Origin of the sequence: Mycolicibacterium smegmatis (assembly GCF_001457595.1) — a bacterium.
In the GTDB taxonomy this organism is placed as follows: domain Bacteria; phylum Actinomycetota; class Actinomycetes; order Mycobacteriales; family Mycobacteriaceae; genus Mycobacterium; species Mycobacterium smegmatis.
Map to the genome: position 1 here is coordinate 1722797 of NZ_LN831039.1, position 15910 is coordinate 1738706.

The 15910-nt window shown below is 69.2% G+C and carries 15 protein-coding genes; 11 read left to right on the top strand and 4 right to left on the bottom strand.

The window, feature by feature from the left end; translation table 11 throughout:
* Positions 1-128 precede the first annotated feature (128 nt).
* The 3 genes from glmM to AT701_RS08075 are packed head-to-tail and all read left to right on the top strand — an operon-like array spanning position 129 to position 3271.
* Positions 129-1490, top strand: coding sequence for a phosphoglucosamine mutase (glmM, locus tag AT701_RS08065; RefSeq protein ID WP_003892947.1), 1362 nt, complete (start codon positions 129-131; stop codon positions 1488-1490).
* A gap of 47 nt (positions 1491-1537) precedes the next feature.
* Positions 1538-1846 carry an ESX-1 secretion-associated protein gene (locus AT701_RS08070; RefSeq protein WP_058125616.1) on the top strand — a complete coding sequence of 103 codons (309 nt, stop codon included), beginning with the start codon at positions 1538-1540 and terminating at the stop codon, positions 1844-1846.
* Positions 1847-3271, top strand: coding sequence for a hypothetical protein (locus AT701_RS08075; RefSeq protein WP_179945948.1), 1425 nt, complete (start codon positions 1847-1849; stop codon positions 3269-3271).
* Here AT701_RS08075 and AT701_RS08080 read toward each other — a convergent pair.
* Positions 3268-4158 (bottom strand): LysR family transcriptional regulator, encoded by an 891-nt coding sequence (locus tag AT701_RS08080; protein WP_058125617.1) that lies wholly within the window; start codon positions 4156-4158, stop codon positions 3268-3270. The two genes, AT701_RS08075 and AT701_RS08080, sit on opposite strands and share 4 nt — an antisense overlap.
* Before the next feature lie 71 nt (positions 4159-4229).
* On the opposite strand from AT701_RS08080, the gene AT701_RS08085 reads away from it, so the two are divergent.
* The gene (locus AT701_RS08085; RefSeq protein WP_223495441.1) at positions 4230-4946 is read left to right on the top strand and encodes an SDR family oxidoreductase; all 717 of its coding nucleotides are present in this window, start codon (positions 4230-4232) and stop codon (positions 4944-4946) included.
* A gap of 12 nt (positions 4947-4958) precedes the next feature.
* Here AT701_RS08085 and AT701_RS08090 read toward each other — a convergent pair whose 3' ends face one another.
* Positions 4959-6434 (bottom strand): carotenoid oxygenase family protein, encoded by a 1476-nt coding sequence (locus AT701_RS08090; RefSeq protein WP_058125618.1) that lies wholly within the window; start codon positions 6432-6434, stop codon positions 4959-4961.
* Between the two features lie 242 nt (positions 6435-6676).
* On the opposite strand from AT701_RS08090, the gene AT701_RS08095 reads away from it, so the two are divergent.
* Positions 6677-7300, top strand: coding sequence for a TetR/AcrR family transcriptional regulator (locus AT701_RS08095; RefSeq protein WP_058125619.1), 624 nt, complete (start codon positions 6677-6679; stop codon positions 7298-7300).
* A 27-nt stretch (positions 7301-7327) separates the two neighbouring features.
* Here AT701_RS08095 and AT701_RS08100 read toward each other — a convergent pair whose 3' ends face one another.
* Both AT701_RS08100 and AT701_RS08105 read right to left on the bottom strand, forming a co-directional pair.
* Positions 7328-8368: an LLM class F420-dependent oxidoreductase gene (locus AT701_RS08100; protein WP_058125620.1), complete on the bottom strand. Its 1041-nt coding sequence runs from the start codon at positions 8366-8368 to the stop codon at positions 7328-7330.
* A 50-nt stretch (positions 8369-8418) separates the two neighbouring features.
* Positions 8419-9270 (bottom strand): dienelactone hydrolase family protein, encoded by an 852-nt coding sequence (locus tag AT701_RS08105; protein ID WP_003892955.1) that lies wholly within the window; start codon positions 9268-9270, stop codon positions 8419-8421.
* A 179-nt stretch (positions 9271-9449) separates the two neighbouring features.
* Between AT701_RS08105 and glmS the strand changes: the two genes are divergently transcribed.
* The 6 genes from glmS to gad all read left to right on the top strand — a co-directional run bounded on the left by glmS (position 9450) and on the right by gad (position 15870).
* Positions 9450-11336, top strand: a complete 1887-nt coding sequence (glmS, locus tag AT701_RS08110; protein ID WP_058125621.1) for a glutamine--fructose-6-phosphate transaminase (isomerizing) — start codon at positions 9450-9452, stop codon at positions 11334-11336.
* A 3-nt stretch (positions 11337-11339) separates the two neighbouring features.
* Positions 11340-12278 carry an alpha/beta fold hydrolase gene (locus AT701_RS08115; RefSeq protein ID WP_058125622.1) on the top strand — a complete coding sequence of 313 codons (939 nt, stop codon included), beginning with the start codon at positions 11340-11342 and terminating at the stop codon, positions 12276-12278.
* A gap of 113 nt (positions 12279-12391) precedes the next feature.
* Positions 12392-12814, top strand: coding sequence for a hypothetical protein (locus tag AT701_RS36110; protein ID WP_058125623.1), 423 nt, complete (start codon positions 12392-12394; stop codon positions 12812-12814).
* A 1-nt stretch (position 12815) separates the two neighbouring features.
* The gene (locus AT701_RS36115; protein ID WP_413232154.1) at positions 12816-12977 is read left to right on the top strand and encodes a hypothetical protein; all 162 of its coding nucleotides are present in this window, start codon (positions 12816-12818) and stop codon (positions 12975-12977) included.
* Between the two features lie 80 nt (positions 12978-13057).
* Entirely contained in the window at positions 13058-14470 is a 1413-nt protein-coding gene (locus AT701_RS08125; protein WP_058125624.1) for a bifunctional ADP-dependent NAD(P)H-hydrate dehydratase/NAD(P)H-hydrate epimerase, read from the top strand.
* 20 nt (positions 14471-14490) lie between these two features.
* Positions 14491-15870, top strand: a complete 1380-nt coding sequence (gad, locus tag AT701_RS08130; RefSeq protein WP_011727746.1) for a glutamate decarboxylase — start codon at positions 14491-14493, stop codon at positions 15868-15870.
* The last annotated feature ends 40 nt before the right edge of the window (positions 15871-15910 follow it).

Sequence of the window (15910 nt, forward strand, 5' to 3'; positions counted from 1 at the left end):
AGCGCCGCCCGCAGCCAGCGGGCGGTGCTCTCGTTTTGCGGGTCTCGACCGGATACCGGTTCATCGCGACACAACCTGTGACCTCGATGGTTGTGTTTCGCGGGGGTAATTATGAGAAGTTTGTCAACATGGCTCGACTGTTCGGCACCGATGGCGTGCGCGGTGTCGCCAACCGCGACCTGACCGCTGAACTGGCACTGGCCCTCGGCTCGGCGGCGGCGCGGCGCCTCAGCACCATCACCACTGCCACCGCCACCGACTCGGCCGAACGTGCCCGCCGCGTGGCCGTCGTGGGACGCGATCCCCGCGCCAGCGGCGAGATGCTGGAGGCCGCCGTGATCGCTGGCCTGACCAGCGAAGGTGTCGACGCCCTTCGGGTCGGTGTGTTGCCCACCCCGGCGGTCGCCTACCTGACGAGCGCCTACGACGCCGACTTCGGCGTGATGATCTCGGCGTCGCACAACCCGATGCCCGACAACGGCATCAAGATCTTCGGCCCCGGCGGCCACAAACTCGACGACGCCACCGAGGACCGCATCGAGGAACTCGTCCACGCGGGTGCCGTGGCCCGGCCCACCGGTACGGGCATCGGCCGTGTGCTGGACGCCGAGGACGCGCTGGACCGGTACCTGCGCCACGCCGGCAAGGCCGTCACGACGCGCCTCGACGGCCTGACCGTCGTCGTCGACTGCGCGCACGGTGCCGCGTGGGCTGCCGCGCCGCGGGCCTACCGTGCCGCCGGTGCCAACGTCATCGCGATCAACGCCGAACCGACCGGCCTGAACATCAACGACAACTGCGGATCCACCCACATGGATGTGGTGCGGGCCGCGGTCGTCGAACACGGCGCCGATCTGGGGCTGGCCCATGACGGCGACGCCGACCGCTGCCTGGCCGTCGACGCGACCGGCCATGTGGTCGACGGCGACGCGATCATGGTGATCCTGGCCCTGGCCATGCAGGAGGCCGGTGAGCTGGCCGCCAATACGCTGGTCGCGACCGTGATGAGCAATCTCGGCCTGCACCTCGCGATGCGCGCGGCCGGGATCGACGTCCGCACCACGAGCGTCGGCGACCGGTATGTGCTCGAGGAACTGCGGTCCGGTGAGTTCTCGCTGGGCGGTGAGCAGTCCGGCCACATCGTGATGCCGAGCTTCGGCACCACCGGCGACGGCATCGTCACGGGCCTGCGCCTGATGTCGCGCATGGCCCAGACCGGGTCGTCGCTCGCCGAACTCGCCGACGCCATGCATTCGCTGCCGCAGGTGCTGATCAACGTCGCGGTCGCCGACAAGACCACGGTTGCGCAGGCACCGTCGGTGCGGTCGGCCGTGGCCGCCGCCGAGGCCGAACTGGGTGACACCGGACGGATCCTGTTGCGCCCGTCCGGAACCGAGCAGGTGGTGCGGGTCATGGTCGAGGCCGCCGACGAGGACACCGCACGCCAGGTCGCGGCGCGGGTCGCCGAATCCGTGAGTCTGCAGGGATAGTCGCCGAACAGGGAACCGGACCGGCACCCGGTGCGTCTAAACGGTGCATGGGAGAGTTCGATCGGGCCAGCGTGGATGCCGACGCGCTGCGTGCGGCAGCACACGGCTACGACACCGTCGCCGAAACCATCGATACCGTCATCCGGACGACGCTGGGCCGACCGGTCTTCGACGGCGCGTCCGCCGGGCGCCGCCATGTCGCGCACGGCAACGCCGTCCGCGGCGCGCTCGACGACCTGACCGGCGCGATGCGGCAGTGGGCGACCGCCGCCGACGAGATCGCCCACCTCTTACGAACCTCGGCTGGCCGTTACGCTGTCGCCGACGCTCACGCGGCGTCCCGGGTGGGTGGCTAGGTGCCCGAATCCTTCGACGCGGCAACGATCCTCGCACCCGGTCGCGAAATCCTCGACATCTTCACCGAGTACGTGACGGCATGCCGCATACTCGGCCACCACCACCATGACCTGACGCGGTTGCACGAGTGGTACGACACCGAGGACGGTCTGGACCTGCGGGCGATCGAGGGCGACCAGCGCGCACTGAGAGCGGCCGCGCAGGCGGCTGAGCAGGCACTGAGCCTGCAGGACAAGCAGTTACGTCTCGTCGACGACGGCTGGCAGGGGGGTGCCGCGCTGGCCGCGCGCGAGCACCTGGCCCGCCATCAGACCGCTGCAGGGCACACCGTCACCGCGCTGCACACGGCGGCTGTGACACTGAACCGGTTGCGGGACAGCCTGTGTGAGGCCTTGACGCGTAAGGTCACCGCGACCGTGCAGATCGAAGGGCGACGCGGAGCGCAACGTGCCGAGTGGTTGGCCGCCGCGCGCACCGTGACCGCGGGCATGGCGGGGGATCGCTCCGCGGCCAGTGAGTTGATCGATCAGGAGGTCCGACCGTTCGTCGCCGACGACATCGCCGGCGACTGGATAGCGGCCATGCGGTCGGCGACGGATGCGGTGGCCGACGCCTACGCCGACGCGGTGGCCGCGCTGCGTGCGGGTCCGATACCCGTGTTCGGCCCGGCCCTGCGGCTCGATGCGGTGAGAATCGGTGCGACGCCGGCTCACGAACCACGGCCTGCGTTCGAGCGGACGATTCCTGCCGGACACTCGGCCGCCGAGATCTCCTGGCCGACAGCACCACCCGCTGCACCGCCGGTGCTCGCAGCGCCTGCACCGCCGAGCGTCGAGGTCGCACGGCCTGCTGAGGTGAGCGCCGAGGTCGCACCGCCTGCCGAGGTGACACCGCCCGCCGCGGCTGGTCAATCCACGGCACTGCCAGGGATGGGAGGTGTCGCCGACCCGGGACTGGGCGGCGTGGGTTCCGGGCTGAGTTCGGGTGTCGGCTCCGGGCTCGCGGGTGCCGGGCAGCAACTGGCCGACTTGTTCGGCGGGCTGATCGGCTCGGCGGCTGAAGGACTCCCGGAGGCCGACGTGCTCGATGGGGCGCCTGCCGACGGACTGGACGACCTCGACGACCCTGAAGAGCCCGAAGAACTCAGCGATCCCGAAGAAGAGGAGACCGCTGAGGAGGAACCTGCCGACGAGGAACCTGCCGACGAGAGCATCGACGAGGCCACAGGCGAGGCCACGGGCGAGCCGGCAGAAGCCGCCGAGATCGAAGAGGAACCCGTCGACGCCCCGGAAATCGTTGAGCCACAGAAAGAGCCACCTGAACCGGTCGCGCCGCCGTCTCCGATCACGGAACCACTGGCGCAGCCCGAAGGCGAGACGCCATGTGAGATCGCCGCCGACGAGCTACCACAGGTGGGGTCTTAGACGGTCTCGTCGCGGCACGCCAGCGCGGCGGTGATGAACTCGTCGCGCACTGGATTGTCGGTGGCCGCGTTCCAGATCAGCGTCACCCGGTTGGGTGGCAGGCCCTCGACCGGTACTGCGCGAACATCGGGCCTGCGGTAGAAGTCTGTCGTCGACCGCGGCATCACCACGAATCCCTCACGCGCGGCCACATGTTCGAGTTTGTCCTCGACGGTGTGGACAGCGGTCGGCGGCGGCGCCCAGCGCTGTCCGGGTGCGGCGGTACGCCGGACTTCCGCCAGGATGGCGGGATCCTGCAGCAGCAACCGGTCGGCCAGGTCGTCCATCGTCAGCGATGGCCGCGTGGCCAGCGGATCGTCGGCGGGAAGCACAGCGAAGTACTGCTCCTGCAGCAGCGGTGCCGAGCCGAGGCCGGGGGTGTTGCCGTCGACCTCACGGGCGTAGACCACGTCGACGTCGCCGCTGCGAACCGACTCGACCTGTTCGGCCCAGCTCACCTGCCGCACGATGGCGCGCCGGCCCGGTCCTGCGGCTTCGAACGCCGCTGCGGCCGCGGTGGCCCGTAGCCCGGGCATCACGCCCACGGTGACCGTGCGACTCGGCGAAGCTGCTTGAAAAAGCCTTTGTTGCAAGGCCTTCGCGTCGTCGAGAAGTACCTTGGCATCCTGGAGCAGCTGGGCGCCCGCCGCGCTCAGCTGGGTTCCGTTGGAGCCCCGGACGAACAGTTGCACACCGAGTTCGTTCTCGAAAGCGCGGATCTGCCGTGACAGCACGGGTTGGGCGATGTGCAGTCGCTGGGCGGCACGACCGAAGTTCAGCTCTTCGGCGACCGCGACGAAATAGCGCAGCTTGCGCAGGTCGAGGTCGCGGCTCGGCGATGGGGCCATACCGTCAGGGTATCGCCGGACGACGAAAAGAGTCTTGGACGAGCCCGGACACCGCGACCGACAGTGGAGGCATGAACCTCAAGAATGCACGAGTACTCCTCGTCGGCGGAACCTCCGGCATCGGACTGGGGGTGGCGACGGCGGTGGCCGAGCGTGGCGGTGTCCCGATCGTCGCATCCCGCAACCAGGCCAGTGTCGACCGCGCCCTGAGCACGTTGCCCGATGGTGCGCGCGGTCTCACGGTCGATCTGACCGATCCCGCCGCGCTGGCAGGCTTCGCCGCCCAGGTCGGGCCGATCGAACACCTGGTGTTCACCGCGGGTGAGGCGTTGCAGATGTATCCGCTCGCCGACATCACCGCCGAGGCCATTCGTGACCTGTTCGGCACCCGGTTCGCCGGGCAACTGCAGACCGTGCGCGCCTTCGCACCGCGCATCACCGCTGGTGGGTCGATCACGCTGACCAGTGGTACGGCCGCCGACAAGCCAGACCTGGGTGTGCTGCCCGCCGCGGTGTGCGGCGCGGTCAGCGCGATGACGCGGGCGTTGGCCGTGGAACTGGCACCGTTGCGGGTCAACGCCGTCGCCCCCGGACCGATCGACACCCCGCTGTGGTCGGCGCTCGCCCCCGAGGGGCGCGATGCGCTCTATGCGCAGTACGCACAACAACTTCCGGCGGGCCGGATGGGTGCGGTGACCGACACCGCGGTGGCCTACACCTATCTCATGGAGCAGGAGTTCGGTACCGGGCAGGTGCTGACAGTCGACGGTGGAGGCACCCTGGTGTGAACCCGGCGGTGCTCACGCCGGGGTGGCGACCCGCGGCGTATAGCAGCCGTGGAACGTGAGCGGCAGATGGTGTCGAAGCCGGCCCTGGTAGACCGGTCCGGCCTCGATGTCCTTGGCCTCCAGGATGATCAGGCTCGCGATGTTCTCCACGCCGTCGATCACCGGCACCAGCAGCCAGCCGTCGTCCTCGTCCACCCCGTCGGAGTGCGCCGCGAAGATCGCCTCGTGTGGCAGGTGACCATCGGGTAGTCGGTACACCGTCTCCTTGCCAGTGGTGTTGTCGATCTTGGCCACCGCGTTGGGATAGATGTCGCCGCCCAAGGCCGCCGAGAGATACGTGTAGCGGTTCTGCGATGCCATGGTCTTGACGTTGAGCATCGGGAACTCGCAGTACAGATCGGTGATCGGCTCGCGGCTCACGTGACCTGACGGCGTGATCCGCAGGCGCGTCAATTGGCCGCCGTAGGGCATGGTGGCCGTCTGCGCCAGCGTCGGGACCAAGGACAGCTGTCCGTTGAGTTCCTGCCAGCTGGAGTGGTAGTCGACCAGTTCGACGACCGTATCTCGGCCATCCTCATAGGCATTCGACAGATGCAGGTGCAGCGACGGGTCGGTGTGCAGGATGCGGGGCCTGCCGCCGTCGCGGGGCACCAGGGCGATCATGGTGCCCTGCGTGGCGTCGTAGTCGATGGCATCGATAAAGTTGCGCACACCGATTCCCGCCTCGAGGGACCTGCGCAACGGGAAGACGAGGGGAGGTATGACGAACACCATGTGGTGATGCGTCAGGCCGACATCGTGGTTGAACATCGGACGCGGCAACGGGACGTGGCCCAGGCGATGCAGCCTGCCGGTACGGTCGACGCGGTAGCAGATGAGTTTGGGCGTCGGGAACATCGCCAACCCGAAGTTGAACATGTCGCCGGTGGCGAAGTCCCACTTGGGATGTGCCGAGAACGCGCCCAGCCACTTCAGGCCGCCGTCGAAATCGTGCGCGCCGAGAGTGTCGAGAGTGTCGGGGTGGATCCGGGTGGGACGGCCGCCTTCCCAGAGCGCAAGGAGTTTCCCGGCGTGCATGACGACGCCGGTGTTGGCCACGTTGGCCGGCAGTCGCAGCGCGTTGGCGAGTTTCCCTCCGGGACGCATCGTCCCGAGTGCGCGGTACGGAGCGCCTTTGGACGCCAACGATTTCTCGTAGTGTTTGGTGCGGACATAGCGATTGCGGAAGCGCACCGTGCCGTCGGACATCACGAACATCGACAGCATGCCGTCGCCGTCGAACAGGTGCCCCAGTTGTTGACCGCCCGCGTCGAGCTTGCCCGGCCCGTTGCGGTACAGGGTGCCGCGCAGCGCGTCGGGAAGTGCGCCTTCGACGTCGTCGATGGTGTAGTCGTACTCCTCGTACAACGACGTGTTGTAGGGCGAATACGGGGAGAACGTGCCTTCGGTGACGTCGCTGGGAGCGAGACGGGGAGGGCTCCTGTGCATGAGTGCCTCCCAACTTCATTAATTGGTCGACCAATATAATAATGCCGCCGCGCCGGTGTGTACAGCTTTCGCGCGGCACCCACCGCAGACGCACTCGTGCTCGTGGGCGGTCAGATGCGTTGCCGGCCCGACGGAACCGGGTGGTAAACGGGTCTTCGCCTGTTCTCGGGCCGTCTCTGACGGTGATGTTGACAACCGTCGTGGTCGCCCAGTTTGTGCGGCATGTGGGTGAAGATGGAGAAATGAGGCAGACCAGGGCCGCCAGATCGGGGCCGGGACGTCCAGCAGGCACCGACAGTGTCGACACGCGGCAACGCGTGATCGACGCGGCCTGTCGCTGTTTCGCGCAGTACGGCTACGGGCCGGCAACCAACAATCAGATTGCCGAGATGGCCGGTGTGACAGCGGGTTCGGTCTATTACCACTTCGGCACCAAGAACAAGTTGTTCGAGGCCGTGTGTGACGACGTCTACGGCAAGATCCTCACCCGGGTCATGCTGGCCGTCTCCGGATCGCATTCGGTGGTCGGCTTGCTGCGGGCGGTGTTGACCGAGTCGATGCGAATCAACCACGAGTCGCCCGAGCTGGCCGGTTTCGTCGCGACTGCGCCCATCGATGCGCGCAGACACCGCGAGCTCGCGGAATCGTTCGCCACACAGGGTGCGCGCATGGCCGACGCGCTGACCGACGCGGTGCGGTCGGGGCAGGACGCCGGCGACATCGCCGCCGATCTCGATCCGGTGCGTGTCGCACGCCTGATCAGCGCCGTCGTCGACGGGTTCGCGCATGCGGCGGTCTCTGCCGACCCCGACGAGATGGACAATATGAACGAGCTTTTCCAGTCGCTGCTGCTCGACACCACATAGGCACTCGGGCAACGCCGTTGGCATCACCTACCGCGTGAGCGCCACCAGCTCCTCGCAGAACCGCACGGCTTCGGCCGTATCGGTCGCGATTGGGTGCACCAGTAGCGTCGTCACGCCGGACTCGGCGTAGGCCGCCAGCCGTTCCTTGACGAAACCCCTTGGCCCGACCAGCGATACATTGCGCACCAGGTCGTCGGGCACGGCCGCGATCGCCTCGGCCTTCTTGCCCGCCAGGTACAGGTCCTGGATCTGATCGGCGACCTCACCGTAGCCGTAGCGGGTGGCGAGGTTGTGGTAGAAGTTCTTTCCGCGTGCGCCCATGCCGCCGATGTACAGCGCCAGTTGTGGTTTCGCCCAGGCCAACCGGTCGTCGACGTCGTCGCCGATCGCGAGGCTCGCGCTCACCACGACGTCGAGCGGGCCGAGGTCCGGGTCCCGTTTGGCCGCACCCGCGCGCAGCGCATCGCCCCATACGTCGTCGGCCTTTTCCGGGAAGTAGAACACCGGCTGCCAGCCCTCGGCGATCTCGGCGGTCAGTTCCACGTTCTTGGGTCCGAGCGCGGCTATCGTGATCGGGATACGTTCGCGCACCGGGTGATTGATCAGGTGCAGCGACTTGCCCAGGCCCGTGCCCCGTTCGGCGGGCAGAGGCAGTTGGTAGTACCTGCCGTCGAAATCGACGTTCTCGCGCCGCCACACCTGCCTGCAGATCTCGACCACCTCGCGCGTGCGTCCCAGCGGCGCGTCGAACGGGACGCCGTGGAAGCCCTCCACGACCTGCGGGCCCGAGGTGCCGATGCCCAGGCGGAACCGTCCGTCGGAGACGTAGTCGACGCCCGCGGCCGTCATCGCCAGAAGCGAGGGCGTGCGCGTGTAGATCGGCACCACGCCGGTGCCGAGTTCGATCGTGGAGGTCTTGGCGGCCAGGTATCCGAGCTGGCTGATCGCGTCGAAGGAGTAGGCCTCGGCGACCAGTGCGATGTCGACGCCCACCTTCTCGAGCTCGACCACCTGATCGGCCGCCTCTTTGAAACCGCCCGCATAACTCAGGAAGATGCCGGTCCGCATCACCGTGTTATACACCCAACCGGTTGGTTGAGGAAGCATCAGGCTTCAGGTCAGGGCTTCAGCATCGCGACGACCCTATCCTCCAACGCCGCCGCGTCCTCGGCGGGGTCGGCGGTCACGGCGTGCGGAAGCGCCACCTCGGGATCGGCGAAATCGCGATAGGTCTTGTCACCGGCCAGCGTGGCCAGAAGGAAACCGGTCAGCAGGGCCCGGACCCGCTTCTGGGTGCCCTTGTCCGCCCCGGGCAGACCGACGAACTTGGCCAGGCGCCGTCCCTCTACCAGGCCGCCGGCCTCGACGTCGTCGACCGCGCGCAGCGTCGCATCCGGCCACGCCCGCGCCAACTCGACCGCGTTCGAGCGCAGCGTCATGCGGTCACCCGGATCGGTGAGCACCAGACCCGGGATCCTCAGCCCCGCCGCGGGCTGCTCGGCCGGCGGCTTGGTGACGGTGGGGAACAGGGCGGCGACGGTTTTCGGCGCGTTGGGCGCCGAGGCCAGGCCCGCCGCGGCGAACACTGCCGCCGACGCGCCGAACCCGTGCCCCACCAGACCCCGCTTCGCCGGGTGGACGCTGATCTTTCCCTGGCCCAGGCGGACACCGCTGACGATGTCGAGCGCCGAACCCAGGTCGAACGCGAAGTTCAGCACCGACGGCAGCGGCCCGGTCTCGGTGTTGGGTGCGGCCGCGACGATGCCCCAGGACGCCAGGTGCTCCAGCGTGCCTGCGTAGTTGTCGGCCTTGGTGATCCAGTCGTGGCCGAACGCGACACCGGGAAGGTTGAAGCCGGACTCGGGCGTGTAGATGACGCCGGGCAGGCCGGCGAACGCCAGATCGCCGCGCAGGACGCGGTGCGGTCCACGGCGGGTCAACGCAGAAAAGAGCTTCTTCGTGCTGGCCACCCGATGACGTTAACCCACACCTGTGCCCGGTCAGGTTCCCGAGCGCGAAGTTGCCGCCCCGACCGGTGACCACGGTCACGCCGTGACCGGCGCCATCCGGCGCTGATCCGGCAAGGAACCGGGGGAGCGACCCGGCGGCGCTCCGGACGTTCGGACGCCCTGCACTACCCTGGTTCACTATGTGTGGAATCGTCGGCTACGTAGGGCACCGCCCGGCCCGCGGCATCGTGGTCGACGCGCTGCGCCGGATGGAGTACCGCGGATACGACTCCGCGGGCATCGCCCTGATCGACGGCAACGGCGGGTTGACGGTCCGCCGCCGCGCCGGGCGGCTGGCCAACCTGGAGGCCGCGCTCGCCGAGACCGACAGCAACGACGGTGACGTCCTGGGCGGCAGCACCGGCCTGGGCCACACCCGCTGGGCCACCCACGGCAGGCCCACCGACCGCAACGCGCACCCGCACCGCGACGCCGCGGGCAAGATCGCCGTCGTCCACAACGGCATCATCGAGAACTTCGCGCCCCTGCGCGCCGAACTGGAGGCCGCGGGCGTCGAGTTCGCCAGCGACACCGACACCGAGGTCGCCGTGCACCTGGTGGCCCGCCAGTACACCCAGGGCGACACCGCGGGCGATTTCCCCGCCTCCGTGCTCTCGGTGCTGCAACGGCTCGAAGGCCACTTCACGCTGGTGTTCGCCAGCGCCGACGATCCGGGGACGATCGTCGCCGCGCGCCGTTCGACGCCGCTGGTGCTCGGGATCGGCGACGGCGAGATGTTCGTCGGCTCCGACGTCGCGGCGTTCATCGAGCACACCCGCGACGCCGTCGAACTCGGACAGGACCAGGCCGTGGTCCTCACCGCCGACGGCTACCGGATCACCGACTTCGCGGGCAACGACCGTCTGGAGGCCGGCCTCGACTACCGCGAGTTCCATATCGACTGGGACCTGAACGCCGCCGAAAAGGGTGGCTACGACTACTTCATGCTCAAGGAGATCGCCGAGCAGCCCTCTGCCGTCGCCGACACGCTGCTGGGGCACTTCGACAACAACCGCATCGTGCTCGACGAGCAACGCCTGAGCGATCAGGAACTCCGCGAGATCGACAAGGTCTTCATCGTCGCGTGCGGCACCGCCTACCACTCGGGACTGCTGGCCAAGTACGCCATCGAGCACTGGACGCGGTTGCCCGTCGAGGTCGAGCTCGCGAGCGAATTCCGTTACCGCGACCCGGTTCTGGACCGCAGCACGCTGGTGATCGCGATCTCGCAGTCCGGCGAGACCGCCGACACGCTCGAAGCTGTGCGCCACGCCAAGACGCAGAAGGCCAAGGTGTTGGCCATCTGCAACACCAACGGCAGCCAGATCCCGCGCGAGGCCGACGCCGTGCTCTACACGCGGGCCGGGCCGGAGATCGGCGTGGCCGCCACCAAGACGTTCCTGGCGCAGATCGCGGCCAACTATCTCGTGGGGCTTGCGCTCGCACAGGCGCGCGGCACCAAGTACCCCGACGAGGTGGCCCGCGAGTACCGCGAGCTCGAAGCCATGCCGGACCTGATCAAACGTGTTCTGGCCGGGATGGATTCGGTGGCCGCGCTCGCCGAGCGCTTCGCGCCGTCGTCCACGGTGCTGTTCCTCGGGCGTCATGTCGGCTACCCGGTGGCGCTCGAAGGTGCGCTCAAGCTCAAGGAACTCGCGTACATGCACGCCGAGGGCTTCGCGGCCGGTGAGCTCAAGCACGGCCCCATCGCGCTGATCGACGAGAACCTCCCGGTCATCGTCGTGATGCCGTCGCCCAAGAACGCGGCGATGTTGCACGCCAAGCTGCTGTCCAACATCCGCGAGATCCAGGCGCGCGGCGCGGTGACCGTGGTGATCGCCGAGGAGGACGACGACACGGTGCGGCCCTACGCCGATCACCTGATCGAGATCCCATCGGTGTCAACGCTTTTCCAGCCGCTGCTGTCGACGATCCCGCTGCAGGTGTTCGCCGCGGGCGTGGCCCGTGCGCGCGGGTACGACGTCGACAAACCGCGCAACCTGGCGAAATCGGTCACGGTCGAATAACCCATGGAGGTGGCCGTGCCGCAGGTCAACATCGCTTCGCGATGGAGCCGCGGCGGCCTCGGCGCGTTCGTGGGCGAGGCAGCGTTCGCCCACTACCTGGACGCCTACCGGGCCGGGATGGCGTTGCTGCCGCCATGCGAGACCTTCGACGTGCCAACCGCGTTCGGCACTGTGCGTGCCTACCGGTTCGCCGGGCCCGAGTGTGGGGCGCCGGTGGTCCTGCTGCCGGGACGCAACGCGGCGGCGCCGATGTACGCCACCAATCTCAAGGCGCTGCTGCGCCACCGCACGGTCTATGCGGTCGACCTGCTCGGTGAGGCCGGTCTTTCGGTGCAGCACACCCCGATCCGCACGATCGAGGATCAGGCGCACTGGCTTGACGACGCGCTGGGCGGGCTCGGACTCGACCGTGCGCACCTGTTCGGGGTGTCGGTCGGCGGGTGGACCGCGGTCAATGCGGCCGTGCACCGCCCCCGGCGTATCGCGTCGCTCACGCTGCTGGACCCGGTGTTCACGTTCGTGCGGATGCCGCTCGCACCCATCGCGGCCTCGGTCCTGATGTTCGCCCCCGGTGTGCCCGAGCGGTGGCGCCGTCGCGTGCAGAGCTGGATCGCCGGCGGGGCCGACCTCGATGCCGCCGCGCCCGAGGCCACGCTGATCGGGGCGGGAGCAACGGATTTCACGCTGCGCACCCCCATGCCCAAGCTGTTCACCGACGAGCAGTTGCGAGCGGTCGACCTCCCCGTGCTCGCACTGATCGCCGGACGCAGCGTCATGCTCGACCCGCAGCGGGCCGTCGCGCGCGCCCGGGCCCTGCTGCCACGCGGGCAGGTGGAACTGTGGCCGGACGCCTCGCACGCCATCAACGGCGAATATCCCGACGAGATCGCCGAGCGCGCCCGCCGCATGTGGGACCAGGTCGACGGCGTCCGCCGCGGGTGAACTCATGGCGACTGTCCGCGAACAGTTCGACGCACGCTTCGAGTGCGAGCTCAAACTCTTGATTTCGGGTATTCGCCGCGAACGTCGACTTCTGTGCGAGTTTTCGCCCGGATGTGAGCAACAAGCCCACGTTCGGCGTTGACGCCCAGCCCCACGGCCAACCCGCACGCGATCAACCCCACGCCGCACCACACCGCCACGCCGGGGACGGCCCCCGTGAGCGGGATACCGATGACCGCGGCGGCGACTCGTGCCACTCCCGTCAGCAGGCCGGCCCGCGGCGACGCCGCGAACTGCTCGCCTGGGACGGCGAACTGGTGATCGAGGACGACTACGACGCCGAATACCGCTACGACCGGGCACCCGTTCCGGCGCTGCATCCCTCGGCGCCCGAGCGCATCGCCTACGCGGGCAGCACCTCCAAGACCCTGGCCCCGGCGTTGCGGCTGGGCTGGCTGGTCGCACCGCGGCCACATCCGGCTGGTCCGCGCCCGGCACCGCGCCAGGCGGGACGCGCTGCCCGCCGACGTCGATGACGTGGCCCTGGCTGATGAACTGCGCCGCGCCGGTGTGTTGGTGCACCCATTGTCGTGGCATCGGCGGACACCCGGACCGCCCGGTCTGGTTCTCGGATATGCGTCGCATTCGCCGGACCGGTTACGCGAGGCGGGGTCGATCATCGCGCGGATCGCCGAGTGACGGCCACCAAATCCTGACCCCGGCGAACGAACGCACGTAACCTGTTTGACGCGCGGACACGTCGAGCAGGATGGGAGCTGATGCGGCACTACTACTCCGCCGACGCGATCCGTGAAGCCGAGGCGCCTCTGTTGGCAGCGCTGCCTGACGGAGCTCTGATGCGCCGCGCGGCCTACGGTCTGGCGACGGCGATCCTGCGGGAACTGTCCGCGCGCACGGGCGGGGTGGCCGGTCGCCGGGTGTGCGCCGTCGTGGGCTCGGGCGACAACGGGGGCGACGCGCTGTGGGCCGCGACGTTCCTGCGCCGCCGCGGCGCGGCCGCCGACGCGGTTCTGCTGAACCCCGAACGCACGCACGTCGCCGCGCTCACGGCGTTCCGCCGCGCGGGCGGGCAGATCGTGCAAACGGTCGACCCGGCAACCGATCTGGTGATCGACGGCGTGGTCGGCATCTCCGGGCGCGGACCGCTGCGGCCCAATGCGGCCGAGGTCTTCGCGAGCACCGACGCGCCCGTCGTCGCCGTCGACATCCCCAGCGGCATCGACGTGCACACCGGCGCCACCGACGGCCCGCACGTGCGCGCCGCGCTCACCGTTACCTTCGGCGCGCTCAAGCCCGTGCACGCGCTGGGTGAATGCGGGCGCGTCGAGTTGATCGACATCGGACTCGACCTGGCGCCCACCGATCTGGCGTCGTTCGAGGCCGCCGACGTGCGGGCGCTGTGGCCGGTGCCCGGCCGGCGCGACGACAAGTACACACAGGGCGTCACGGGCGTGCTGTCCGGTTCGGCGACCTACCCGGGCGCCGCGGTGCTCAGCACCGGCGCGGCCGTCGCGGCGACGTCGGGCATGGTGCGCTACGCGGGCAGTGCCGCGCAGCAGGTGCTCGCGCACTGGCCCGAGGTGATCGCCTCGTCCACCCCGCAGGAGGCGGGTCGCGTGCAGGCCTGGGTGGTCGGCCCCGGCCTGGGCACCGACGACACCGCGAAGGCCGCACTGCGGTTCGCGCTGCAGACCGATCTGCCCGTGATCGTCGACGCCGACGCGCTCACGATGCTGGCCGCCGATCCCGCACCGGTGACCGGGCGCAGCGCGCCGACGGTACTCACCCCGCACGCGGGCGAGTTCGCCCGCCTGGCCGGCGCACCGCCGGGCACCGACCGCGTCGCCGCGGCCCGCGAACTCGCCGAGCGCCTGGGCGTGACGCTGCTGCTCAAAGGCAATGTCACGGTGATCGCCACCCCCGGCGCCACGACGTACCTGAACCCCGCCGGGCAGTCCTGGGCCGCGACCGCAGGTTCCGGGGACGTGCTGTCGGGCATCATCGGCGCGCTGCTGGCGTCCGGCCTGCCGCCGGGAGAGGCCGCCGCGGCCGCGGCATTCGTGCACGCGCGCGCGGCCAACCTGTCCGCGGCCGACGCCGGGCCGCGCCCGGTACCGACATCGGCTTCACGCATACTCGGACAAGTTCGGGCCGCGATCGCGGCCCTGTGAGCACCTCGAAAGGAAACTTCATGTCGCACAAGCAGAGTCGCGGTCCGCACGTCGCGCCGGCGTACACCGGACGGTTGGCCATGGCGCCCGTGCCGTCGCTGCGCCTGCCCGACGAGGCCATGGACCCGTCCGCGGCATACCGGTTCATCCACGACGAGTTGATGCTCGACGGCAGCTCGCGGCTGAACCTCGCGACGTTCGTGACGACGTGGATGGACCCCGAGGCCGAGAAGCTCATGGCCGAGACGTTCGACAAGAACATGATCGACAAGGACGAGTACCCGGCCACCGCGGCCATCGAGGCCCGCTGCGTGTCGATGGTGGCCGACCTGTTCCACGCCGAGGATCTGCGCGACGACGACCCGGCGAGCGCCGTCGGGGTGTCGACGATCGGGTCCAGCGAGGCCGTGATGCTGGCCGGGCTGGCGATGAAATGGCGCTGGCGCGCCAAGGCCGGCGACTGGAAGGGACGCACGCCGAACCTGGTGATGGGCGCCAACGTCCAGGTGGTGTGGGAGAAGTTCTGCCGCTACTTCGACGTCGAACCCCGCTACCTGCCGATGGCCGAGGGCCGCTACGTCATCACGCCCGAGCAGGTTCTCGACGCCGTCGACGAGGACACCATCGGCGTCGTGGCGATCCTGGGCACCACCTACACCGGCGAGCTGGAACCGGTCGCCGAGATCTGCGAGGCGCTGGACAAGCTCGCCGCGGGCGGCGGGGTGGACGTGCCGGTGCACGTCGACGCGGCCAGCGGCGGGTTCGTCGTGCCGTTCATCCATCCCGACCTGGTGTGGGACTTCCGGCTGCCCCGCGTGGTGTCGATCAACGTCAGCGGCCACAAGTACGGCCTGACGTACCCGGGTGTCGGGTTCGTGGTGTGGCGCAACAAAGAGCACCTGCCTGAGGAGCTGGTGTTCCGGGTCAACTACCTCGGCGGCGACATGCCGACGTTCACGCTGAACTTCTCGCGGCCCGGCAACCAGGTGGTGGGGCAGTACTACAACTTCCTGCGGCTGGGGCGCGCCGGGTACACCCAGGTGATGCAGTGCCTGTCGCAGACCGCCCGGTGGCTGGGCGACGAGCTGCGCGACAGCGAGCATTTCGAGCTGATCTCCGACGGTTCGGCCATCCCGGTCGTGGCGTTCCGTCTCAAGGGCGATCCGGGTTACACCGAGTTCGACATCTCGCAGGCACTGCGGGCGCACGGCTGGCAGGTGCCCGCGTACACCATGCCCGAGGGCGCCGAAGACGTCGTGGTGCTGCGTGTGGTGGTCCGTGAGGGGTTCTCCGCCGACCTCGCGCGGGCGCTCAAGGACGACATCATCACGGTGCTGGGCCAGCTCGACGCGCTCAAACCGCGCGGGCAGTTCGACCAGCTCCAGCCTTTCGCGCATTAGCCCAGCACTGGGCGGTCTGCGGCCTCTGGGACAATGGGCG